The sequence below is a fragment of the Planobispora longispora genome (genome assembly GCF_016863135.1).
Taxonomy (GTDB): domain Bacteria; phylum Actinomycetota; class Actinomycetes; order Streptosporangiales; family Streptosporangiaceae; genus Planobispora; species Planobispora longispora.
This window is the reverse complement of record NZ_BOOH01000004.1, coordinates 56,711-75,639: the sequence shown is the minus strand read 5'-3', so window position 1 is coordinate 75,639 and position 18,929 is coordinate 56,711. Positions and strand designations below refer to the sequence as shown.

The following is an 18,929-nucleotide window of genomic DNA, read 5'->3' as shown; positions in this document are numbered from 1 at the left end:
GAGACGTGGCGGTCGCCGGTGCCGTGCGGCGGGCGGCGCGCCCGCCGCACGGGGGCGGAGAAGGGGGAGGGCCCGCCCGGTCAGCCCTTGATCTCGGTCCAGGCGCGGGTCCACTCCGCGTAGTCCTTGCACGTGACGTCGGTCCGGCCGTCCAGGCACTGGGCGATCGGGGTGGTCCAGTACCAGACCTTGGAGAAGTAGTCCTCGTCGGTGGCGTGGAAGGTGTCGCAGTGCTTCGGATCGGCGGTCAGCTCGCAGGACTTCGCGTTGGACGGCGCCTCGCCGAAGTACTCGGCGACCTGGGCGTTGGCCTTCGGCGAGATGATCCAGTCGAGCCACTTGTAGGCGCAGTTGGGGTTCTTGGCCTTCGCCGCGACCATCCAGGTGTCCGACCAGCCGGTCGAGCCCTCCTTGGGCAGCGTCACCTCCACCGTCGCCCCGTCGCCCTTGGCGACGTTGGCGATGACCTGCCAGGTGGTGCCGGCCACCGAGTCGCCGCTCTTGAACGCCTGGACCTCCTTGGTGTAGTCCGACCAGTACTCGCCGACGAGCTGCCGCTGCTGCTTGAGCAGGTCCACCGCGGCCTGGAACTGCGTGTCGTCCAGCGCGTAGGGGTTCTTGATGCCGAGTTCGGGCTTGGTGGCCATCAGGTACACCGCGGCGTCGGCGATGTAGATGGGCGAGTCGTAGGCGGTGATCTTGCCTTTGTACGGCGAGGCCGCGTCGAAGACCACGCTCCAGGAGTCCGGGGCGGGCTTGACGACGTCGGTGCGCCACATGAGCAGGTTGGCGCCGCGGCCGTGCGGGACGCCGTAGGAGACCCCGTTCACCGAGTTCCACGGCTTGTTCTTCAGGCCCTCGAAGACGTCGGCGTAGTTGGGGATCAGCGAGGTGTTGACCGGCGCGACGGTGCCGCCGGCGATCAGCCGGAGCGAGGCGTCGCCGGAGGCGGAGACGGCGTCGTACTCGCCGGTCCTCATCAGGTTAACCATCTCGTCGGAGGTCCCGGCGAGCTTGGAGTTAACCTGGCAGCCGCTGGCCTTCTCGAACGGGGTGACCCAGTCGACCTTGGGGTCGTTGGAGCCGTCCTCGGCGTAACCGGCCCAGTGGACGATGTTGACCTGGCCCTCGCTCGCGCCGAGGGACTTCAGGGCCTCCAGCTCGGGCGGGGTGAAACCGCTCTGGCCGGGGGCGGGAGCCGCGCCGGACGGCCCGGAACCGGCGTCGGAGCCGCAGGCGGCGAGTGCGAGGGCGAGCGCGGAGACCGTGGAGAGCACGGCCGCGAGGCGGGGGGCGGATCGCATCTGCTGACGACCTTTCTTACGAGACGATCGCGAACTCGTGCCGGCGGTGCCAGACGAGCCGGACCTTGGTGCCACGCAGGCCCATCACGTCCATGGACGAGACCTGCAGGTTCTGCTGGAGCGCGATGAGCCGGCCGCCCGCGTCGAGCTCGACCACGAACCGGGTGGCGGGCCCGGCGTAGACGACCTCGCTGACGGTCCCGGTCGCGCTGTGCTCGGCGCCGTCCACCGGGTCGCCGAGCGCGGCCACGCGCAGCTTCTCCGGCCGCACGCTGAAGGTCCCCTCCCTGCCCAGGACGGCCTGGGCCGCGCTGCCGGAGATGAGGTTGGAGGTGCCGACGAACCCGGCGACGAAGGCGGTCGCGGGGCGCTCGTAGATCTCGGCGGGGGTGCCGACCTGCTCGACGCGGCCCCGGTCGAAGACCGCGACGCGGTCGCTCATGGTCAGGGCCTCCTCCTGGTCGTGGGTGACGAACAGGAAGGTGATGCCGACCTCGCGCTGGATCGACTTGAGCTCGACCTGCATCTCCTCGCGGAGCTTGAGGTCGAGCGCGCCGAGCGGCTCGTCCAGCAGCAGCACCCGGGGTCGGTTGACCAGGGCGCGGGCCAGGGCGACCCGCTGACGCTGGCCGCCGGACAGCTGCCCGGGACGGCGCCGCTCGTACCCCTCCAGCCGGACCGAGGCCAGCGCGGCCAGGGCCCGCTCGCGCCGCTCGGCCCGGGGGACCCGCTTGACGCGCAGGCCGTACTCGACGTTGTCGAGCACGCTCATGTGCGGGAACAGCGCGTAGTCCTGGAAGACGGTGTTGACGTCCCGCTCGAAGGGGGCGAGCCGGGTGACGTCCACGCCGCCGAGCTCGACCGTGCCCGAGGTGGGGCTCTCGAAGCCGGCGATCATCCGCAGCACGGTCGTCTTGCCCGAGCCCGAGGGCCCGAGCATGGCGAAGAACTCGCCGTCGGCGATGTCGAGGTCCACGCCGGTGACCGCGTGGACGGCGCCGAAGCTCTTGCGGAGGCCGCTCAGCCTCACCGCTGGGTCTGACATGACCGGAAACATATGGGTTTAAATGTTTAACTGCAAGGGCCGATCCGGTATCACTGGGGCGGGCTCCGAGAAATGAGGTGTTCGCGGGTGGGCGAGCCGACGACGAGGTGGCGGTCCCGCCTGGCCGCCTTCGCTCCGGTGGACAGCACCGCGCGGGTGGACGCCGTGGTCCGCAGGCTCACCGACGCGATCGCCCTGGGCCTGCTCGCCGACGGCGAGCAACTGCCGAGCGAGGCCGAGCTCGCGGCCCAGCTCGGTGTCTCCACCGTCACCCTACGGGAGGCCCTGATGGCCCTGCGCCAGCAGGGCATGGTCGAGACGCGGCGCGGGCGCGGCGGCGGCAGCTTCGTCCGGGTGCCCGAGCACGCCCCGAGCCTGACCGATCGCCTGCGCGGCCTCACCGCGGAGGAACTGCGCGACCTGGGCGACCACTACGCCGCCATCGCCGGGGCCGCGGCCCGGCTGGCCGCCCAGCGCGCGCTGCCCGAGGACCTCGCGCCGCTGCGCCGCACCCTGGAGGAGATGGCCGCCACGGGGGACGAGGCCCACCTGCGAAGACTGCACGGGCGCTTCCACATCGAGGTCGCGGCCGTGTCCCAGTCGGCGCGACTCACTCAGGAAGAGATCCGGTTACAGGCTGACATCGGACCGTTGCTCTGGCTGGCCCACACGGGAGAACATGGTCCGTCGGCTCAGCACCGCGCCATCGCCGAGGCCGTCCACCGCGGCGACGGCGACCGCGCCAGGGACCTGGCGGAGCGGCACGTCCTCGAAGCGGTGGAGCACCTCATCGAGCTGCGGCTGCGGGAGCCGTGAGCGTCAGCGCGTCAAGGGCGGTGGATCGACGTGAGTGAGTTCCGTACGTTGCCGGCACCCGGCACGGCGCCCGGCGGCCCGGCAGGCGGGGCCGCCGAGGCCGCCTGCGCCGTCGCCGCCATCGTGGACGGGGTCTTCGCGGAGCTCCACCGGGTGCGCGACGCCGTGACCGCCGTCCTGGGCCCGGCGCCGGTCAGCGGCGACCTCGCCGCGCTGCGCCCGCTGCTCCTGCCCCGCCTGGGCGGGCTGGTGTCCGGCATCGGGTTCATCGCCGCGCCCGGCCTGCTCTCCGACGCGCCGTGGTACCTGGAGTGGTGGCAGGAGAGTTCCTCCGGCGACCCCGTGCGCCTGGTGCGGGACATGGACCCCGCCAGCAGCGCCTTCTACGACTACTCGCACTGGGACTGGTTCTCCGGCCCCCGTTCCGGGGAGGACCGCACGCTCGCCGGGCCGTACGTGGACTTCCTGTGCACCGACGAGTACTCCCTCACCCTGTCGGTTCCGGTGCTCAGGGGAGGAGGGCGGGGGGAGCGGGGAGAGTTCGCCGGAGTCGCGGCGGCCGACGTGTTCGTGCGCCGGTTCGAGGTCGCGGTGCTGCCCGTGCTGCGCGGGGTGCCCGGCCCGGCGTTCCTGGTCAACCGGCAGGGCCGGGTGGTGGCCTCCACCACCGCCCGGCACCTGGCCGGATCGGTCTTCCGGGGAGCCCCCGGGATGGCGGCGCACCCGTGCCGGGATCTGCCCCTGGCCCTGGTTGCGGCACAATTGCCGCATGTCCCTTGACCCCGCCATCGCGGCCCGCCTGAAGCGCACCGCCGACGGGCTGGTGCCCGCCGTCGCCCAGCAGTACGACACCGGCGAGGTGCTGATGCTCGCCTGGATGGACGACGAGGCTCTGCACCGCACGCTCACCACCGGCCGGGCCACCTACTGGTCGCGCAGCCGGGGAGAGTACTGGGTGAAGGGCGACACCTCCGGCCACGTCCAGCACGTCAAGTCGGTGGCCCTGGACTGCGACGGCGACACGATCCTGCTCAAGGTCGACCAGACGGGCGCGGCCTGCCACACCGGCGACCGTACCTGCTTCGACGCCGGAGAGCTGACGGTGAACTCGGCGTGAGCTCCGCAGAGGCCGGCGCGGGCGCGACGGGAACCGGCGCCGCTCCCGGGGCGGACGCCAGGCGGGCGCTGTGGGCCTGGGTGCTCGCGTGCGCGGCCGGCGCGGGGCTGGTGCTGCTGGCCGCCGGGCGCGGCTGGGTCGTGCTCGGTGACGGCGGGCCGGGAGCGGGGGCTTCCGAGCCGTCCGTTCTGACGGGCTCCACCGCCGTGCCGTCCCTGAGCCCGGTGGCGCTGGCCGTCCTCGCGGCGGTGGTCGCCGTACTCGCCACCGGCGGCTGGGCACGCCGGGCGGTCGGCGCGGTGATCGCGCTGTGCGGGCTGGGCGTGCTCGCCGGCGTCCGGCACGGGACCGGGGCCGGCGCGCGGGCCGCGGCGATGGAGGCGAGCCTGAACGGGGCCGCGGCCGTCGGTGAGGACGCCGGCCTCGCCGCCTTCACGGTCGGTTGGGCCTGGCCCTCGGTCGCGGCGGTCGGCGGGCTGATCCTGCTGGCCTCGGGGATGGCGGCCGCCTGGCGCGGTCACCGGTGGCCGGGCATGTCCGCCCGGTACGACCGTCCTGGAACGGGCTCCGGCGGCGCGGGGAACGGGCCCGCCGGCGGGCCCGCGAGCGAGCGGGCGCTGTGGGACGCGATCGACGGCGGCGCCGACCCGACGGCCGACCCGGCGGCCGGGCCGGGGCGTTCGGCGTCCGGCGGGGAGGAGCCCGCGGGGCCCGCGGGGCCCGTGGAGCCCGGGGGGCGCGGGGGGCGCGGGGGGCGCGGGGGGCGCGCCGAGCGTGAGGACCGGACCGGCTGACATCGTTTTCCGGGTGTGGCGGCATACCCGCGACGCGTCTGTCATATCCGCTTTATGGTGGTCACACCCGATCCATAGAGTGATCATGTCTCTTCTGGCGGGGGCGTTGTCGCTAGGCTTCCGATCGCGACTCGGATAAAGGGGAGAAATTAATGAGCTATGACAAGCAGCCGGGTGGTTACGGGCCTCCTGGCGACTACGGGCCCCCCGGCGGAGGCGGGTACGGCCCGCCCGGCGGGGGTGGGTACGGCCCGCCCGGCGGGGGCGGCTACGGCGCGCCGCCCCCCGGCGGCTATGACCCCTACGGCTACGGTTACGGCGCCCCGCCGCCCCGTCCCAACAACGGCATGGCCATCGCCACGCTGGTCATGGGCATCGCGGGGCTGTTCGTGTGCGGGATCACCTCGCTCGTCGGCATCGTTCTCGGGCACGTCTCGCTGGGCCAGATCAAGAAGACGGGCGAGGAGGGGCGGGGCATGGCGATCGCCGGCCTGGTCCTGTCCTACTTCGGTGTCGCCTGCTGGGTCATCGTGCTGCTGATCTGGCTGGGAATCCTGGGCGTCATCTTCGGGACCGCCGCCACCTACTCGGGGGTCTGACCCGGTCCGCCGATTGTCCGGCGCCCGGGTCCGGCCGCTCGGATATCGTGGCCGTGTGACAGGTCGTCGTGGTCGGCGGACCCGGACGGGCCGATGACGAGGGGCGGGCCGATGACAGCCGGCGGACCGGCGGGGCCGGGCGGGGCCGCGGCGCGGCGGACCCGCGGATGGGCCGCGCTTGCGCCGCTGGGCGTCGCGCTGGCCGCGGGCGCCGGGGTCGCCTTCGTCGCCGCGGTGGACCCGAACGAGCCCGGCCACTACCCGTCCTGCCCGTTCCTCGCGCTCACCGGGTTCTACTGCCCCGGGTGCGGCGGCCTGCGGGCCGTGCACGCGCTGGCCCACGGAGACCCGGTCACGGCTGTCGGCCTCAATCCGCTCCTGGTGCTCGGGCTCCCCCTCGCCCTGCTGCTGTGGGGGCGCTGGGCGGCGCGGTCCTGGAGGTCCCGGAAGGGCGAGCCGGTCGCGGGAACGCTGGTCCGGCCGGTATACGCGTGGGCCTTCCTCGGATTAATGATCGCTTTCTGGATAGCGCGAAATCTGCCTTTTGGGGAATTTATGGCCCCATAAGTCCCTATGCGCGGCAGTACGTCTCACCCCCTGGCCGAGCAACCTCATCCAGGCCGATACCATCGGCGGGACAAGGGCAATCGATCGGGAGGGACCTGTCTCGTGAGTGAGCGGAGCGAGCGGACCGCGGATGCAGCAGCGTCCGCGAACTTGATCGACGAGCTTCACGAGGAGGCCAAGTGAGCGTTCTGGACGACATCATCGAAGGGGTCCGCGCCGATCTGGCCGACCGGCAGCAGACCGTGTCGCTCGCCGACCTGAAGGAGCGCGCCGAGCGCGCGCCCGCCCCCCGCGACGTCTACAAGGCGCTCGGCGGCGACCAGGTGTCGGTCATCGCCGAGGTGAAGCGTTCCAGCCCGTCCAAGGGCGCGCTGGCCGCGATCGCCGACCCGGCCGCCCTGGCCGCCGACTACGAGGCGGGCGGCGCGCACGTCATCAGCGTGCTGACCGAGCAGCGCCGCTTCGGCGGCAGCCTGGACGACCTGGCCGCGGTGCGCGCGGTCGTCGACATCCCGGTGCTGCGCAAGGACTTCATCGTCACCTCCTACCAGCTGTGGGAGGCCCGCGCGTACGGCGCCGACCTCGCCCTGCTGATCGTGGCCGCGCTGGAGCAGAACGCCCTGGTCTCGCTGATCGAGCGGGCCGAGTCGATCGGGCTGGCACCGCTGGTGGAGGTGCACACCGCCGAGGAGCTCGACCGGGCGGTCGACGCCGGAGCGAAGATCATCGGTATCAACGCGCGGAACCTCAAGACGCTCGAGGTGGACCGCGAGGTGTTCGCCACGCTGGCCCCGAAGATCCCCGAGGGCATCATCAAGATCGCTGAGTCGGGCGTGCGCGGCCCTCATGACCTGCTCGCCTACGCCAGGGCCGGCGCCGACGCCGTCCTGGTCGGCGAGAGCCTGGTCACCGGCAAGGACCCCCGGGCCGCCGTGGTGGACCTGGTCACCGCCGGCGCCCACCCCGCATCCCGACCCGAGGGACAGTGAGACAAGTGACTGCGACAGAGGGAACCATCCTCACCGCCGCGGACCTGGCCGGCAACGGCGTCCACGGCGACGACCCGGACGTGCACGGCAAGTTCGGCATCTTCGGCGGCCGTTACGTGCCCGAGGCGCTCATCCCGGCGCTGGACCAGGTCGCCGCCGAGTACGAGCGGGCCAGGAACGACGTCGCGTTCCTGCGCGAGTTCGACCACCTGCTGCGCACCTACGCCGGGCGGCCGACCACCCTCACCGAGGTGCCGCGCTTCTCCGAGCAGGCGGGCGGGGCCAGGATCATCCTCAAGCGCGAGGACCTGACCCACACCGGCGCACACAAGATCAATAACGTGCTCGGCCAGGCCCTGCTGACCAAGCGGCTGGGCAAGCGCCGGGTGATCGCCGAGACCGGCGCCGGCCAGCACGGCGTCGCCACCGCGACCGCCGCCGCCCTGATGGGCCTGGAGTGCGTCATCTACATGGGCGCCGTCGACTGCGAGCGCCAGGCGCTGAACGTGGCCCGGATGAAGCTGCTCGGCGCGACCGTGGTCCCGGTGCACAACGGCAGCAAGACCCTCAAGGACGCCATCAACGAGGCCTTCCGCGACTGGGTCACCAACGTCGACACCACCCACTACCTGTTCGGCACGATCGCGGGCCCGCACCCGTTCCCGGAGATCGTCCGCGACTTCGCCCGGATCATCGGCGTCGAGGCCCGCCGCCAGATGCTGGAGCTGACCGGCAAGCTGCCCGACGCCGTCTGCGCGGCCGTCGGCGGCGGGTCCAACGCGATCGGCATCTTCCACGCCTTCCTCGAAGACGAGGGCGTCGCCCTGCACGGCTACGAGGCCGGCGGCCGGGGCCTGGAGACCGGCGAGCACGCCCTGACCCTCACCGAGGGCTCCATCGGCGTGCTGCACGGCTCGCGCACCTACGTCCTGCAGGACGAGGAGGGCCAGACGATCGAGTCCCACTCGATCTCCGCCGGTCTCGACTACCCAGGGGTCGGCCCCGAGCACGCCTGGCTCAAGGACACCGGCCGCGCCGCCTACCACGGCATCACCGACGCCGAGGCGATGGAGGCGTTCGCCCTGCTGGCCCGGACCGAGGGCATCATCCCGGCGATCGAGTCCTCGCACGCGCTCGCCGGAGCCCTCAAGCTCGGCCGCGAGCTGGGCCCCGAGGCGACCATCCTGGTCAACCTCTCGGGCCGCGGCGACAAGGACATGGGCACCGCGATGAAGTACTTCAACCTCTGACAGCATGCGTGCTCCCCCTCCGGTCCGCCCGCCGGAGGGGACGCCGCGGCCCCGAACCGCAACGGAACTCACGATGACGACTCTCCAGACGGTGTTCGCCAAGGCGAAGGCGGACGAGCGCGCCGCCCTCGTCGGCTACCTGCCCGCCGGATTCCCCACCAAGGACGGCGCGATCGCGGCCGCCACCGCCATGGTCGAGGCGGGCTGCGACGTGATCGAGATCGGCCTGCCCTACTCCGACCCGCTCATGGACGGGCCGACGATCCAGGACGCCGTGCACCGGGCGCTGACCAACGGCACCCGCATCGCCGACGTCCTGCGCACGGTCGAGGGCGTGGCCAAGACGGGCGCCGCGACTCTGGTCATGACCTACTGGAACCCGATCGACCGCTACGGGGCCGAGCGGTTCGCCCGCGACCTGGCCGGCGCGGGCGGCGTGGGCACCATCACCCCGGACCTGACCCCGGAGGAGTCCGGTCCCTGGCGGCAGGCCAGCGCCGACGCCGGGATCGACACGGTCTTCCTGGTCGCCCCCAGCTCCACCGAAGAGCGCATCAAGGCCGTCGCCGACTGCTGCACCGGCTTCGTCTACGCGGCCTCGCTGATGGGCGTCACCGGCGCCCGCGACTCGGTCAGCTCGGCCGCGCAGGGCCTGGTCGAGCGGACCCGCGCGCACACGGACCTGCCGGTCTGCGTCGGCCTGGGCGTCGGCAACGGCAGGCAGGCCGCCGAGGTGGCCGGCTACGCCGACGGCGTCATCGTGGGCTCGGCGTTCATCCGCCGCCTCCTGGACGCCCCCGACGAGGCCTCCGGCCTGGCGGCGGTCCGCGAGCTGGGCGCCGAGCTGGCGGCGGGCGTCCGCGCCTGACCGGTCACCCTCCGAGTCCCGTCGGAAACGCGGCCGTCGATCGGGACGGCCGCGTTTTCCATGCGCGGCGGCGTTTCCTATGCGCGGCGGCGTTTCCTATGCGCGGCGGCGTTTCCCATGCGCGGCAGCGAGCCCCGCACGGCCCCGTCCGGCGGCTTATTCGGCACTTATCCAGCCCATGATGAGGTTTCTCTCAGCCACCACGCGCGCTCGCGCGTAATCGCCACGGCCGGGATCGGGAATGGGAGACGATGACCGTCGTGACTTCGCACATGTCCGGGCCCACGAGGTCGCGTGCGGCGCTACCCTGGGTGACGACCGTTTCGCGGCTGGTTCTGGCCGCCGTGCTCATCATCGCCGGCTGGGGCAAGATCGGCGCCCCGGTCCTGTCGGTCGAGGCGGTCAAGGCCTACCAGCTGCTCCCCGAATCGGTCGCCACGGCGGTGGGCTACGGCCTGCCCATCCTGGAGATCGTCGTGGGGATCCTGCTGGTCGTCGGGTTGCTCACCCGGGTGGCGGGCATCGTCTCGGCGCTGCTCATGCTGGCGTTCGTCATCGGCATCGCCTCCGCCTGGGCGCGCGGCCTGCGGATCGACTGCGGCTGCTTCGGCGGCGGCGGCCAGCTCGCGGCGGGAGAGAGTCCCACCTATCTCATCGACATCCTGCGGGACTTCGGTCTCTTCGCGCTCGGCGTGATCATCGCCTGGTTCCCGCCGGGACGGCTTGCGCTCGACTCGGTCCTCGGGCTGACCCCGGGCCGGGAGTCCGACGAATACGACGACGATCCCGAGAGCGACGACGAACTCGGGGAAGGGAAGGACGACTGATGGGCAAGGAGGCGCGGGAAGCCCGGGAGCGGATGAAGGCGCAGCGCGAGGCCGAGCGCGAGAGGGAGCGCAAGAAGCGCATCGCGACCATCGCGACCACGGTGGTCGTCGCGGCCGGCGCCATCGGCGCGGGCTGGTGGTTCGCCGCGCAGAGCAGCGAGCCCGAGCAGGCGACCACGGCGCTCGCGCCGGTCACGCGTGCCGCGGACGGCACGATCGTGATGGCCAAGCCGGGGGTGGAGAAGCCCGTCGTGGACGTCTACGAGGACTTCCAGTGCCCGGCGTGCAAGTCGCTGGAGGAGACCAGCGCCGCCACGCTGAAGAACCTGGCCGCCGAGGGCCGGGCCAAGGTGGTCTTCCACACCGTCACGATCTTCGGCAAGGAGACCGGCGTCCTGCACGCCAACTCCGTCCGGGCCGCGGCGGCGGCCCGCTGCGTGCCCGCCGGACCCGCCTGGGTCACCTTCCACGACAAGCTGTTCGAGGAGCAGCCGGCGGAGGGCTCCGAGGGCTTCGCGATCGACGACCTGATCGCCTGGGGTGAGGACGCCGGGGTCACCGACCCGGACTTCGCCGCCTGCGTGCGGAGCCAGCAGCACGCCGCCGCCTACCTCGCCGACAGCGACAAGGAGCTGGCGGCCGCCAAGCTCGAGCACACGCCGACCGTGAAACTCAACGGGACCGAGCTGGTGAACGAGCCCTTCAACCCGTCCGCGCTCCGCCAAGCCGTGCTTGATGCCGCGAAGTAGCCCCGGACACGGTAACGTCACCTGACATGCCCCTCGCCTCGATTCCCAGCCCGGACCAAGGGGTCTGGCACCTGTTCGGTGTGATCCCCATCCGGGCCTACGCCCTGTGCATCGTGCTCGGCGTCGTCGTCGCCGTCATCATCGGCGAACGCCGCTGGCGTGCCCGGGGCGGCGCCCCGGGCACCATCGTGGACCTCGCCGTCTGGGCCGTGCCCTTCGGCCTGGTCGGAGGGCGTCTCTACCACGTCATCACCGACTGGCAGCTCTACTTCGCCGAGGACGCGCCCAACCGGCCCATCGAGGCGCTGTTCATCTGGAACGGCGGTCTGGGCATCTGGGGGGCCATCGCGCTCGGCGCCCTGGGCGTGTGGTTCGGCTGCCGCAGCCGGGGGATCTCCCTGTCCGCGGTGGCCGACACCGTCGCCCCGGGCATCGCGGTGGCCCAGGCCATCGGCCGCTGGGGCAACTACTTCAACCAGGAGCTGTTCGGCAGCCCGACCGACCTGCCGTGGGGCCTGGAGATCGACCCCGACAGGCCGGGCACGGTCCCCGGTGAGGACACCTACCACCCCACGTTCCTGTACGAGTCGATCTGGGACGTGGCGCTGGCGTTCGTGCTGATCTGGGCGGGCCGGAAGTTCGCGCTGCGGCACGGCCGCGTGTTCGCGCTCTACGTCGCGGGCTACACCCTCGGCCGGTTCTGGATCGAGGGGCTGCGCGTCGACGCCGCCCACGAGATCCTGGGCCTGCGGCTCAACCAGTGGACCTCGATCGTCCTGCTGCTCGGCGCGCTCTTCTACTTCTGGCGGGCCAGGAACAAGACCGCCGAGGAGTCGGTCGGCACCGCGTCCGAGGACGAGAAGACCACCGTGACCGCTTCACCGGCGGACGGGACGGACAGGGCGGACGGGGACGAGGCCGGCGACACCGCGGACGACTCTGCGGACGTCGTCGCGGACGCGGATCCCGACGGCGGGCCGGTGGATCCCGCGCACCCGGCGGACCAGGCGGATCCGGACACCGGCGACCAGACCGGCGCCGGGGCCGAGACCACCGGGGCCGAGACCGCGGGAGACGAGGCCGGTACCGGGGACGAGGTCACCGTGGCGGAGGGCGCGACCAGTGCGACCGCCGAAGACTCCGAAGAGCCCGCCGACCCCGCGCACCCGGCGGACCAGGCGGACGAGCCCGAGACGGGCGGCCCGGCGACCGGCCAGGGCAAGAGCAAGGGCAAGACATCTCCCCAGCCGGTGAGCGCGAGCACCGAGGGGGAGAAGGGCACGTCGTGAGCACCGGCGGGTCCCCGGGACGTGCCGAGATGCACCACGAGCACCGGGACGTCAGCGGCGGCTGGCTGCGGCCCTCGGTGTTCGGCGCGATGGACGGGCTCGTCTCGAACTTCGCCCTCATCGCCGGCGTCGCCGGGGGCAGCGACGACACGAAGGTCATCGCCCTGGCCGGGGCGGCCGGGCTGGCGGCGGGCGCGTTCTCCATGGCCGGAGGCGAGTACGTCTCCGTGGCCAGCCAGCGGGAGCTCGCCCTCGCCGAGATCGACGTCGAACGCCGCGAGCTGCAGCGCCACCCCGAGGCCGAGGAGGAGGAACTCGCCGGGATGTACGTGGCGCAGGGCGTCGAGCCCGGCCTCGCCGCCGAGGTGGCCCGGCAGATCTCCCGCAACCCCGGCAAGGCCCTGGAGGTGCACACCCGGGCCGAGCTCGGCGTCACCCCCGCCGACCTGCCCTCGCCGAAGATCGCGGCGGTCTCCTCGTTCCTCTCCTTCGGCGTGGGGGCGCTCCTGCCGCTCCTGCCGTACCTGCTGGGCGTCACCAGCCTGGTAACCTCGGCGATCGTGTCTTGTCTGGCTCTGTTCGGCGCGGGTGCGCTGGTCTCCCGGGTCACCGCGCGCAGCTGGTGGTACAGCGGGCTGCGCCAGCTCGCCGTCGGCGTGGCCGCCGCGGCACTGACCTTCGGCCTGGGCAACCTCCTGGGAGGGACCGCTCTGTGACCGCCACCCCCGCCCGCAGGCGCCGCCGCGCGGCCGGATCCCAGGACCGCCCCGCCCCCGCCGCCGCGGGAGCGCGTCCCGGCCCCCCGCCGGGAGACCCCCGCCGCCCGGCGGACCCGCCGGAGCATCCCCCCGCCCGGGAGCCCCGCCCCGCCAGGTCCCGCAAGCGCCGCGCCTCCGCCCGCGCGGAGGGACGGGATCCCTCCTGGCTGGAGGAGAAGGGGCTGAGCCGCAGGCAGCGGCTGCTGGTCGTGGTCGGCGGCACGGTGACCGGGGTGGTGGCCGCCGTGGTCGCGTTCGTCATGTTCGTCACCTCCATCGGAGACGACTACACGCCCGCGCGGGAGACGGCCGCGGCGATCGGCACCCAGCCCCGGCCCGACACCTACAAGGGCTGGCCCTCCCCGAAGCTGTTCGCGCCGATCGCGCAGCGGACGGCCGACCCCAAGCCGCTGACGGTGAAGGACGTCTTCGGGGAGAAGACGCTGAAGGAAGGGCGGATCACGCTGAAGCTGGCCGGCACCGAGGCCGGCGCCGACTGCGCGGCGGCGGTGTGGGGCCGGGAACTGGCCGCCCAGCTCGCCGCGGGCGGGTGCAGCCAGGTCGTCCGGGGCGTCTACCTCAGCGCCGACGGCCGCTACGTCGCCCAGTACACCCTGTTCAACCTGCGTGACACCGCCTCCGCCGACGCGCTGGCGACGTCCCTGACGACCCTGCACCGGGGCGGCTGGCCGCTGGCCCTGGAGTCGGGCACGGCGGCCTTCCCCGCGGGCGGGCACACCGAGGCCAGCGGCCACGCGATGGGGCACTACGCGGGCCTGGTCTGGATCGGCAGGACCGACGGGGCCGAGCCCGACGCCAAGGACGACTTCGTCTCCCTGGCCCTGGCCGTCAGGAACGCGGAGAAGGCCGTGTTCCGCCGGGTCGTCGCGGCCTCGCCGAGCGCCGCCCCGACCCCGTGAGAGCCCGGTAAGCTCGGTGCCCATGCGCAAGTGGATCGCCGTCGCCGCCGCCGTTCTGCTCACGGCCGCCGGGGCGGCGGCGTTCCGGTGGCTGGCGGGCGGGGAGGAGACCCCGCGCGCGGCGACCTTCCGCGGCGAGCGGACCACGGACCACTACATCCCCATCGCCACCCGCGCGCTCGACCCCGAGCCGCTGACCGTCGCCGAGGTCTTCCCGGCCGACTCGGTCGCCTCCGGCGGGACCACCCTGCTGCGTGCGGGCACCGAGACGCTGACCGGCTGCGCCGAGGCCGTGTGGGGAACCGTGGAGACGGCCGTCGCCGGATGCACCCAGGCGCTGCGCGCCCGCTACGCGACCCCGGACGGGCGGGTCTCCGGGCAGTTCCTCATCTTCAACCTGGCCGACTCCGCCGCCGCCGACCGGCTCGTGGCCGCGCTGAAGGGCGGCGGATTCGTCCGGACCGCGCCGGGCACCCCCGAGGGCTTCGACGGCTCCCGCAGCCGGGCCCAGGCCCGCGCGCTGGGCCACTACGTCACCGTGAGCTGGGTCGCCCCCGTGGGGACCGGAGGCCGCGTGGACCTGACCGAGCCGCAGGTGGCGCTCGACAGTCTCGGCTTCGTGATCCAGAAACGGCTGGTGAAGTAAACGCCGTCACCCCGTGTCGTCCCCGGGGTGACCGGTCGCTCTCGGCTACTTTTTGGCCTCTGAGAGCACCGGGAGCGCGGACCCTGCGGGGGACGGGGCGCCCGGGCACCGCCACCGCCCGGCCCATCCGCTGAAGGGACGCCCGTGACGCCGTCGGAGCCACGCCCGCCGTCCATGCCGCGATGCCCGGCCCCGCCGCCCGTTCCCGTCCCCGGCGCGGCGGGCGGCCGATGAGGTCCGGCGACGGCGCGGCGCTGCGCCGTACGGCGGTGTTCACCGTGCTGTACGTCGCCGCGCTGGAGGCCGGGCGGCTGAGCGCGGCCGGCGGGACGGTGCTGGGCCTGATGTGGCCGGCGGCCGGGGTGGGGACGGTGTGGCTGCTGGCGCAGCGGCGCCGACGGTCCCGAGGGATGGACGCGCTGCTGCTGGCGTCGGCCTCGTTCGCGGTCAACCTGGCGACCGGCGTGCCCCTGTGGCTCAGCGTCGTCTTCACGGTGGCGAACCTGGGGCAGACGCTGGTGTTCCTGTGGGTGTTCGCCCGGCTCTGCCCCGACCTGTGGAACTCCTCGGGGCTGGGGGACTTCGACGGGGTACGGCACCTGTGGGGGCTGCTGGCGGCCTCTCTCGCCGGGGCGCTGTTCGGCGCGCTCGTCGGGTCCGCCGTTCTGGGGACGGCCACCGGCCAGTGGTCGCCGCTGACCGGCATGGTGTGGCTGGCGCGCAACGTCGTGAGCATCGTGACGATCACCGCGCTGGGCCTGCGCGTGGGGCGTGTGCTCGCCCGGCGGGCCGCCGGGCTGACCCTCCCGGACGCGCTGGGCCGCGTGCCCGGCCGGCGGATCGCGGAGTTCTGCCTCCTGGTGACGGCGTCGGCGGCGGCGTACGTGGTGACGTTCAGCATCAGGCACGATCTGCCGCTGGCCTTCCTGCTGGTCGCGGTGACGGTCTGGGCCGCCGTCCGGTTCGGCACCACCTTCGTGGCCCTGCACGACCTCGTCCTGGGCACCGCCGCCATCGTCTTCACCCTGTACGGCGTGGGCCCGTTCGCCCTGATCGCCGAGCCCATCTCCCGGGTGCTCGTGGCGCAGGTCTTCGTCGGGATGGTCTCCGTGATCGGACTGGCGCTGGCGCTCAGCCGGGACGAGCGCGAGGCGCTGCTGCGGCGGCTGGCCGCGGCGGAGAAGGAGGCGTCCGAGCAGGCGGGGATGCTGACGGCGATCGTCGAGTCGATGCACGACGGGCTGGCCGTCATCGACGCCGGGGGGCGTTTCGTCATGCGGAACCCGGCCGCCCACCGGCTGCTCGGTCCGGCCGATCCGCCGGGCACGGCCGACGCCTACAACCTGTCCCACCCCGACGGCACGCCCATCGGCAGGGAGCAGATGCCGTACATGCTGGCCCTGGCCGGGCACGAGGTCCGTGACATGGACGTGCTCGTGCGGGCCCCCGGCATGGCCGAGAACCGCCTGCTCAACGTCAGCGCGACCCGGCTGCCGGCGGACGAGCGGGCCGCGGTCGTGGTCTTCCACGACGTCACCGAGGAGCGGCGGCACCGCGACGAGCTGGCGGCCTTCGCCGGTGTGGTGGCCCACGACCTGCTCAACCCGCTGACCACCATCGACGGCTGGACGCAGGTCCTGGCCGCCGCCGGGAATCGGGCGGGCGGGGAGGAGGGCGCGGGCGGGGTGGGCGAATGCGTCACCCGCATCCGGCGGGCCTCGTCCCGGATGCGGGAGCTGATCCACGACCTGCTGGCGCACGCCACCGCCCGGGACGCGCCCATCGCGCCCATCCCGATCGAACTGGGGCGGATCACGCGGGAGGTGGCCGCGGCCCGCGGCGACCTCCCGGCGGGCCCGGACGACGGGCGGGCCCCGGTGTTCCACATCGGCGAGCTGGACGCGGTCCGGGCGGACCGGGCGCTCCTGCGCCAGCTCCTGGACAACCTGATCGGAAACGCGGTGAAGTACACCCCCGAGGGGGAGCGGCCGGAGATCACCATCACCTCCGCGATCGAGCGTCCGGGGTGGGTCCGGGTCGAGATCGCCGACCGGGGCATCGGCATCCCCCCGGGACAGCAAGAAATGATCTTCGAGAGGTTCTACCGGGCGCACGTGGGCGGCCCGTACCACGGCAGCGGGCTCGGCCTGGCCATCTGCAGGCGCGTCGTCGAGCGGCACGGCGGCGTGATCGGGGTGGAGGACAACCCCGGCGGGGGCTCGCGGTTCCACTTCACGCTGCCCGCCGCGGACGCCCCGGATCTCAGCCCACGCCGCTGTCCTGCGGGGCCAGGTCCATGATGCGCGCCCGCAGCTCGTGGATGTCGAAGGGCTTGGTCATGAAGGCGTCCACCCCCGCGGCCAGGCTCTCGGCCATGTCGGCGTCCGCGATGCGGACGGTCAGCATCAGCACCTTGACCCGCCCGCCCTGCGGCATCGCCCGTACCCGGCGGCAGATCTGCGGCCCGGTCAGGTAGGGCAGCACCCAGTCCAGCACCATCACATCCGGGTGCTGCTGCTCGACGGCGGCCAGCGCCTCCGGACCGGTCGCGGCCGCGCGCACGTGGTGACCGTCCTGGAGCAGCTGCAAGACGATCAGATCGCGGATGTCGTCGTCGTCCTCGACGACCAGGATGTTCGGCATACCCCTCGCCCTTTCCGAACGGCCGTGGGGTATTTGCCCACATGTGCCGCTATTAGTCCCTTTCAGGGGCGGCGGCGTGGAGGGAACGCGTCACCGCGGCGGCGAGCTCCGCCAGCCGGTGGGCGGGCAGCTCCAGCACGGTGACGTCCCCGCACCAGGGGGCGGCCTCCGCGACGACCGCCCTGGCCTGCTTCTTCGTCAGATCACCCCGGGCCCTGATGAGGGCCTCGCGCCAGGTGTTGGCGAGCTTGCCGTGGGCGTTGTCGAGGATGCGGCGCAGGACCCGCCCCTCGTCCGTCTCCGGGAGCGGGCGCCGTACGGCATGGACCACCGGGCCGTCGCAGGACAGCTCGTAGACGGGGGAGAGCAGCGCGAAGGGGAGATCCGCGGGCGGCGCGGCCAGGACCGCCCGGACGCGGGCGGCCCGGGTGGCCAGGAGCAGCCGGGGGAGCGCGGCCTCCAGGCCGGCCGGCACGGAGATCGCGACCTCGGCCGGGTCGCTGGCGTACGGCTTGGCGAGCCAGGTCGCCAGGCGCGCCCGGGGCGTCTTGGGCAGCGTCTCCCGCGGCCACTCGCCCACCAGCACCGCCGGGGTGAACCCGTCCCCGGCCCCGATCCCGTCCGCCGCGGCGGAGGCGGCGGGGCGGGACTCGACGGACTGGGGGCCGTGGGTGTAGATGGCGGTGCTGAGGGCGTCCACGCGGGCGGCGACGGCGGGCCAGGTCTTGGTGGTGGGGCGCAGGACGTAGAGGTCGGCGGCGGAGCCGATGGCCTCGGCTCCGTGGTAGCGGTTGAAGTCCGGGTAGATCGCCTCGCTGACGAGGTTGAGCGCCGACAGCGCGTGCTGGACCTTCAGCGCCAGCGCCGGGGTGTGCTCGCCGGCGCCGTACGCCAGCAGGATCCGGCCCCGCTCGCGGTCCCCGAGTCCCTCCACCGCGCGGGCGGTGAACAGGCCCACCCCCTCCGGCGTGTACGGCGGGTCGGTGATCGCCAGGTCGGCCCAGCCGTGGACCGAGGCGGGCAGTCCCAGGCGCAGGTCGGCCCAGCGGGTGCGGACGTTCAGCCCGAGCCGGTCGGCCTGCTCGGCGATGTAGGCGAGGATGCGCTCGTCGATGTCCACCACGGCCACCTCGGCGCGCGGCTGCAGCATCGCCGTCGCCAGCGAGGTCAGGTCGTGGTCGCCCACGCACAGCAGCCGGGCCCCGGGCAGCCAGAACCGGGTCTCCATCAGCAGGGCCCGCCGGACCACGGTCTCGGCGGTCGCGGCCACGTGGTCCAGCGCCTGGCGGCCGCGGGGTGCCTTGGCGACCATCTCCTCCATCCGGGCGAGGATCCCGGCGTGCCGGGGGAGCAGGTGCGCCACCGGGTCGGCCGGGCCCCGGGCCCCGGCGGCGTCCAGAGCCGCGAGATCGGCCGGGTCCGCGAGAGAGGCCGGACCGGCCGGATCCGCCGCCCCGGCCGCTCCGTTCGCCGCGGCCGACCCGGCCGACCCGGCTGACCCGGCCGGTCCCGTCCGGCCGGTCAGCGGGGCGCGGAGCCGGAACCGGTCGCCGGAACGCTCCAGCTCGACCACCCGGAGCAGCGCCTCCACGGCCCGCCGCGACGTCGCGGTCTCACGGACCAGGTCGGCCAGCGTCCACCAGCGCCCCTCGCCCAGCAGGGCCAGCGCCACCCGCAGCCGCCTGCCGTCCACCCCGGCCCGTTCCAGCAGCTCCTCGATCCCGTTCACGGCCCAACCCTAAGGGAGA

At 73.4% G+C, this 18,929-nt stretch carries 20 protein-coding genes; 16 read left to right on the top strand and 4 right to left on the bottom strand.

All coding sequences use genetic code 11. The features are described 5' to 3' along the window. Window positions 1-80 precede the first annotated feature (80 nt). Window positions 81-1,304, bottom strand: coding sequence for an ABC transporter substrate-binding protein (locus Plo01_RS02685; RefSeq protein ID WP_203888845.1), 1,224 nt, complete (start codon window positions 1,302-1,304; stop codon window positions 81-83). A gap of 16 nt (window positions 1,305-1,320) precedes the next feature. After that, window positions 1,321-2,349: an ABC transporter ATP-binding protein gene (locus Plo01_RS02680; protein ID WP_239315821.1), complete on the bottom strand. Its 1,029-nt coding sequence runs from the start codon at window positions 2,347-2,349 to the stop codon at window positions 1,321-1,323. 87 nt (window positions 2,350-2,436) lie between these two features. On the opposite strand from Plo01_RS02680, the gene Plo01_RS02675 reads away from it, so the two are divergent. The 16 genes from Plo01_RS02675 to Plo01_RS02600 all read left to right on the top strand — a co-directional run bounded on the left by Plo01_RS02675 (window position 2,437) and on the right by Plo01_RS02600 (window position 16,838). Further along, on the top strand, window positions 2,437-3,165 hold the full coding sequence (locus Plo01_RS02675) for a FadR/GntR family transcriptional regulator (RefSeq protein ID WP_239315820.1): 729 nt from the start codon (window positions 2,437-2,439) through the stop codon (window positions 3,163-3,165). A gap of 30 nt (window positions 3,166-3,195) precedes the next feature. Next, the gene (locus Plo01_RS02670; RefSeq protein ID WP_203888842.1) at window positions 3,196-3,945 is read left to right on the top strand and encodes a cache domain-containing protein; all 750 of its coding nucleotides are present in this window, start codon (window positions 3,196-3,198) and stop codon (window positions 3,943-3,945) included. After that, a complete protein-coding gene (hisI, locus tag Plo01_RS02665; RefSeq protein WP_203888841.1) occupies window positions 3,935-4,282 on the top strand; it encodes a phosphoribosyl-AMP cyclohydrolase in 348 nt (115 codons plus the stop codon). Before Plo01_RS02670 ends, hisI begins: the two co-directional genes overlap by 11 nt. Next, window positions 4,279-5,076, top strand: a complete 798-nt coding sequence (locus tag Plo01_RS02660; protein ID WP_203888840.1) for a Trp biosynthesis-associated membrane protein — start codon at window positions 4,279-4,281, stop codon at window positions 5,074-5,076. The genes hisI and Plo01_RS02660 overlap by 4 nt, the downstream gene beginning before the upstream one ends. A gap of 152 nt (window positions 5,077-5,228) precedes the next feature. Next, window positions 5,229-5,675, top strand: coding sequence for a DUF4190 domain-containing protein (locus tag Plo01_RS02655; RefSeq protein WP_203888839.1), 447 nt, complete (start codon window positions 5,229-5,231; stop codon window positions 5,673-5,675). A gap of 111 nt (window positions 5,676-5,786) precedes the next feature. Beyond that, window positions 5,787-6,242, top strand: coding sequence for a DUF2752 domain-containing protein (locus Plo01_RS02650; protein ID WP_203888838.1), 456 nt, complete (start codon window positions 5,787-5,789; stop codon window positions 6,240-6,242). A gap of 179 nt (window positions 6,243-6,421) precedes the next feature. After that, entirely contained in the window at window positions 6,422-7,231 is an 810-nt protein-coding gene (trpC, locus tag Plo01_RS02645) for an indole-3-glycerol phosphate synthase TrpC (RefSeq protein WP_203888837.1), read from the top strand. Between the two features lie 5 nt (window positions 7,232-7,236). Then, a complete protein-coding gene (trpB, locus tag Plo01_RS02640; protein WP_203888836.1) occupies window positions 7,237-8,481 on the top strand; it encodes a tryptophan synthase subunit beta in 1,245 nt (414 codons plus the stop codon). Window positions 8,482-8,554: 73 nt separating this feature from the next. Continuing rightward, entirely contained in the window at window positions 8,555-9,349 is a 795-nt protein-coding gene (trpA, locus tag Plo01_RS02635) for a tryptophan synthase subunit alpha (RefSeq protein ID WP_203888835.1), read from the top strand. Window positions 9,350-9,660: 311 nt separating this feature from the next. After that, window positions 9,661-10,176, top strand: a complete 516-nt coding sequence (locus Plo01_RS02630) for a MauE/DoxX family redox-associated membrane protein (protein ID WP_239315819.1) — start codon at window positions 9,661-9,663, stop codon at window positions 10,174-10,176. Continuing rightward, window positions 10,176-10,925 carry a DsbA family protein gene (locus tag Plo01_RS02625; RefSeq protein ID WP_203888833.1) on the top strand — a complete coding sequence of 250 codons (750 nt, stop codon included), beginning with the start codon at window positions 10,176-10,178 and terminating at the stop codon, window positions 10,923-10,925. Before Plo01_RS02630 ends, Plo01_RS02625 begins: the two co-directional genes overlap by 1 nt. A gap of 26 nt (window positions 10,926-10,951) precedes the next feature. Beyond that, window positions 10,952-12,214 carry a prolipoprotein diacylglyceryl transferase gene (gene lgt, locus Plo01_RS02620; protein ID WP_239315818.1) on the top strand — a complete coding sequence of 421 codons (1,263 nt, stop codon included), beginning with the start codon at window positions 10,952-10,954 and terminating at the stop codon, window positions 12,212-12,214. Beyond that, the gene (locus Plo01_RS02615; protein WP_239315817.1) at window positions 12,211-12,930 is read left to right on the top strand and encodes a VIT1/CCC1 transporter family protein; all 720 of its coding nucleotides are present in this window, start codon (window positions 12,211-12,213) and stop codon (window positions 12,928-12,930) included. Before lgt ends, Plo01_RS02615 begins: the two co-directional genes overlap by 4 nt. After that, window positions 12,927-13,892 carry a hypothetical protein gene (locus Plo01_RS02610; protein ID WP_203888832.1) on the top strand — a complete coding sequence of 322 codons (966 nt, stop codon included), beginning with the start codon at window positions 12,927-12,929 and terminating at the stop codon, window positions 13,890-13,892. Before Plo01_RS02615 ends, Plo01_RS02610 begins: the two co-directional genes overlap by 4 nt. A 22-nt stretch (window positions 13,893-13,914) precedes the next feature. Beyond that, on the top strand, window positions 13,915-14,538 hold the full coding sequence (locus tag Plo01_RS02605; RefSeq protein WP_203888831.1) for a hypothetical protein: 624 nt from the start codon (window positions 13,915-13,917) through the stop codon (window positions 14,536-14,538). 230 nt (window positions 14,539-14,768) lie between these two features. Then, entirely contained in the window at window positions 14,769-16,838 is a 2,070-nt protein-coding gene (locus tag Plo01_RS02600; RefSeq protein WP_203888830.1) for a sensor histidine kinase, read from the top strand. Here the strand turns inward: Plo01_RS02600 and Plo01_RS02595 are convergent. After that, window positions 16,801-17,181, bottom strand: coding sequence for a response regulator transcription factor (locus Plo01_RS02595; protein ID WP_203888829.1), 381 nt, complete (start codon window positions 17,179-17,181; stop codon window positions 16,801-16,803). The genes Plo01_RS02600 and Plo01_RS02595 overlap by 38 nt on opposite strands. A gap of 52 nt (window positions 17,182-17,233) precedes the next feature. Next, the gene (locus Plo01_RS02590) at window positions 17,234-18,910 is read right to left on the bottom strand and encodes a bis-aminopropyl spermidine synthase family protein (protein WP_239315816.1); all 1,677 of its coding nucleotides are present in this window, start codon (window positions 18,908-18,910) and stop codon (window positions 17,234-17,236) included. Window positions 18,911-18,929: the final 19 nt, after the last annotated feature.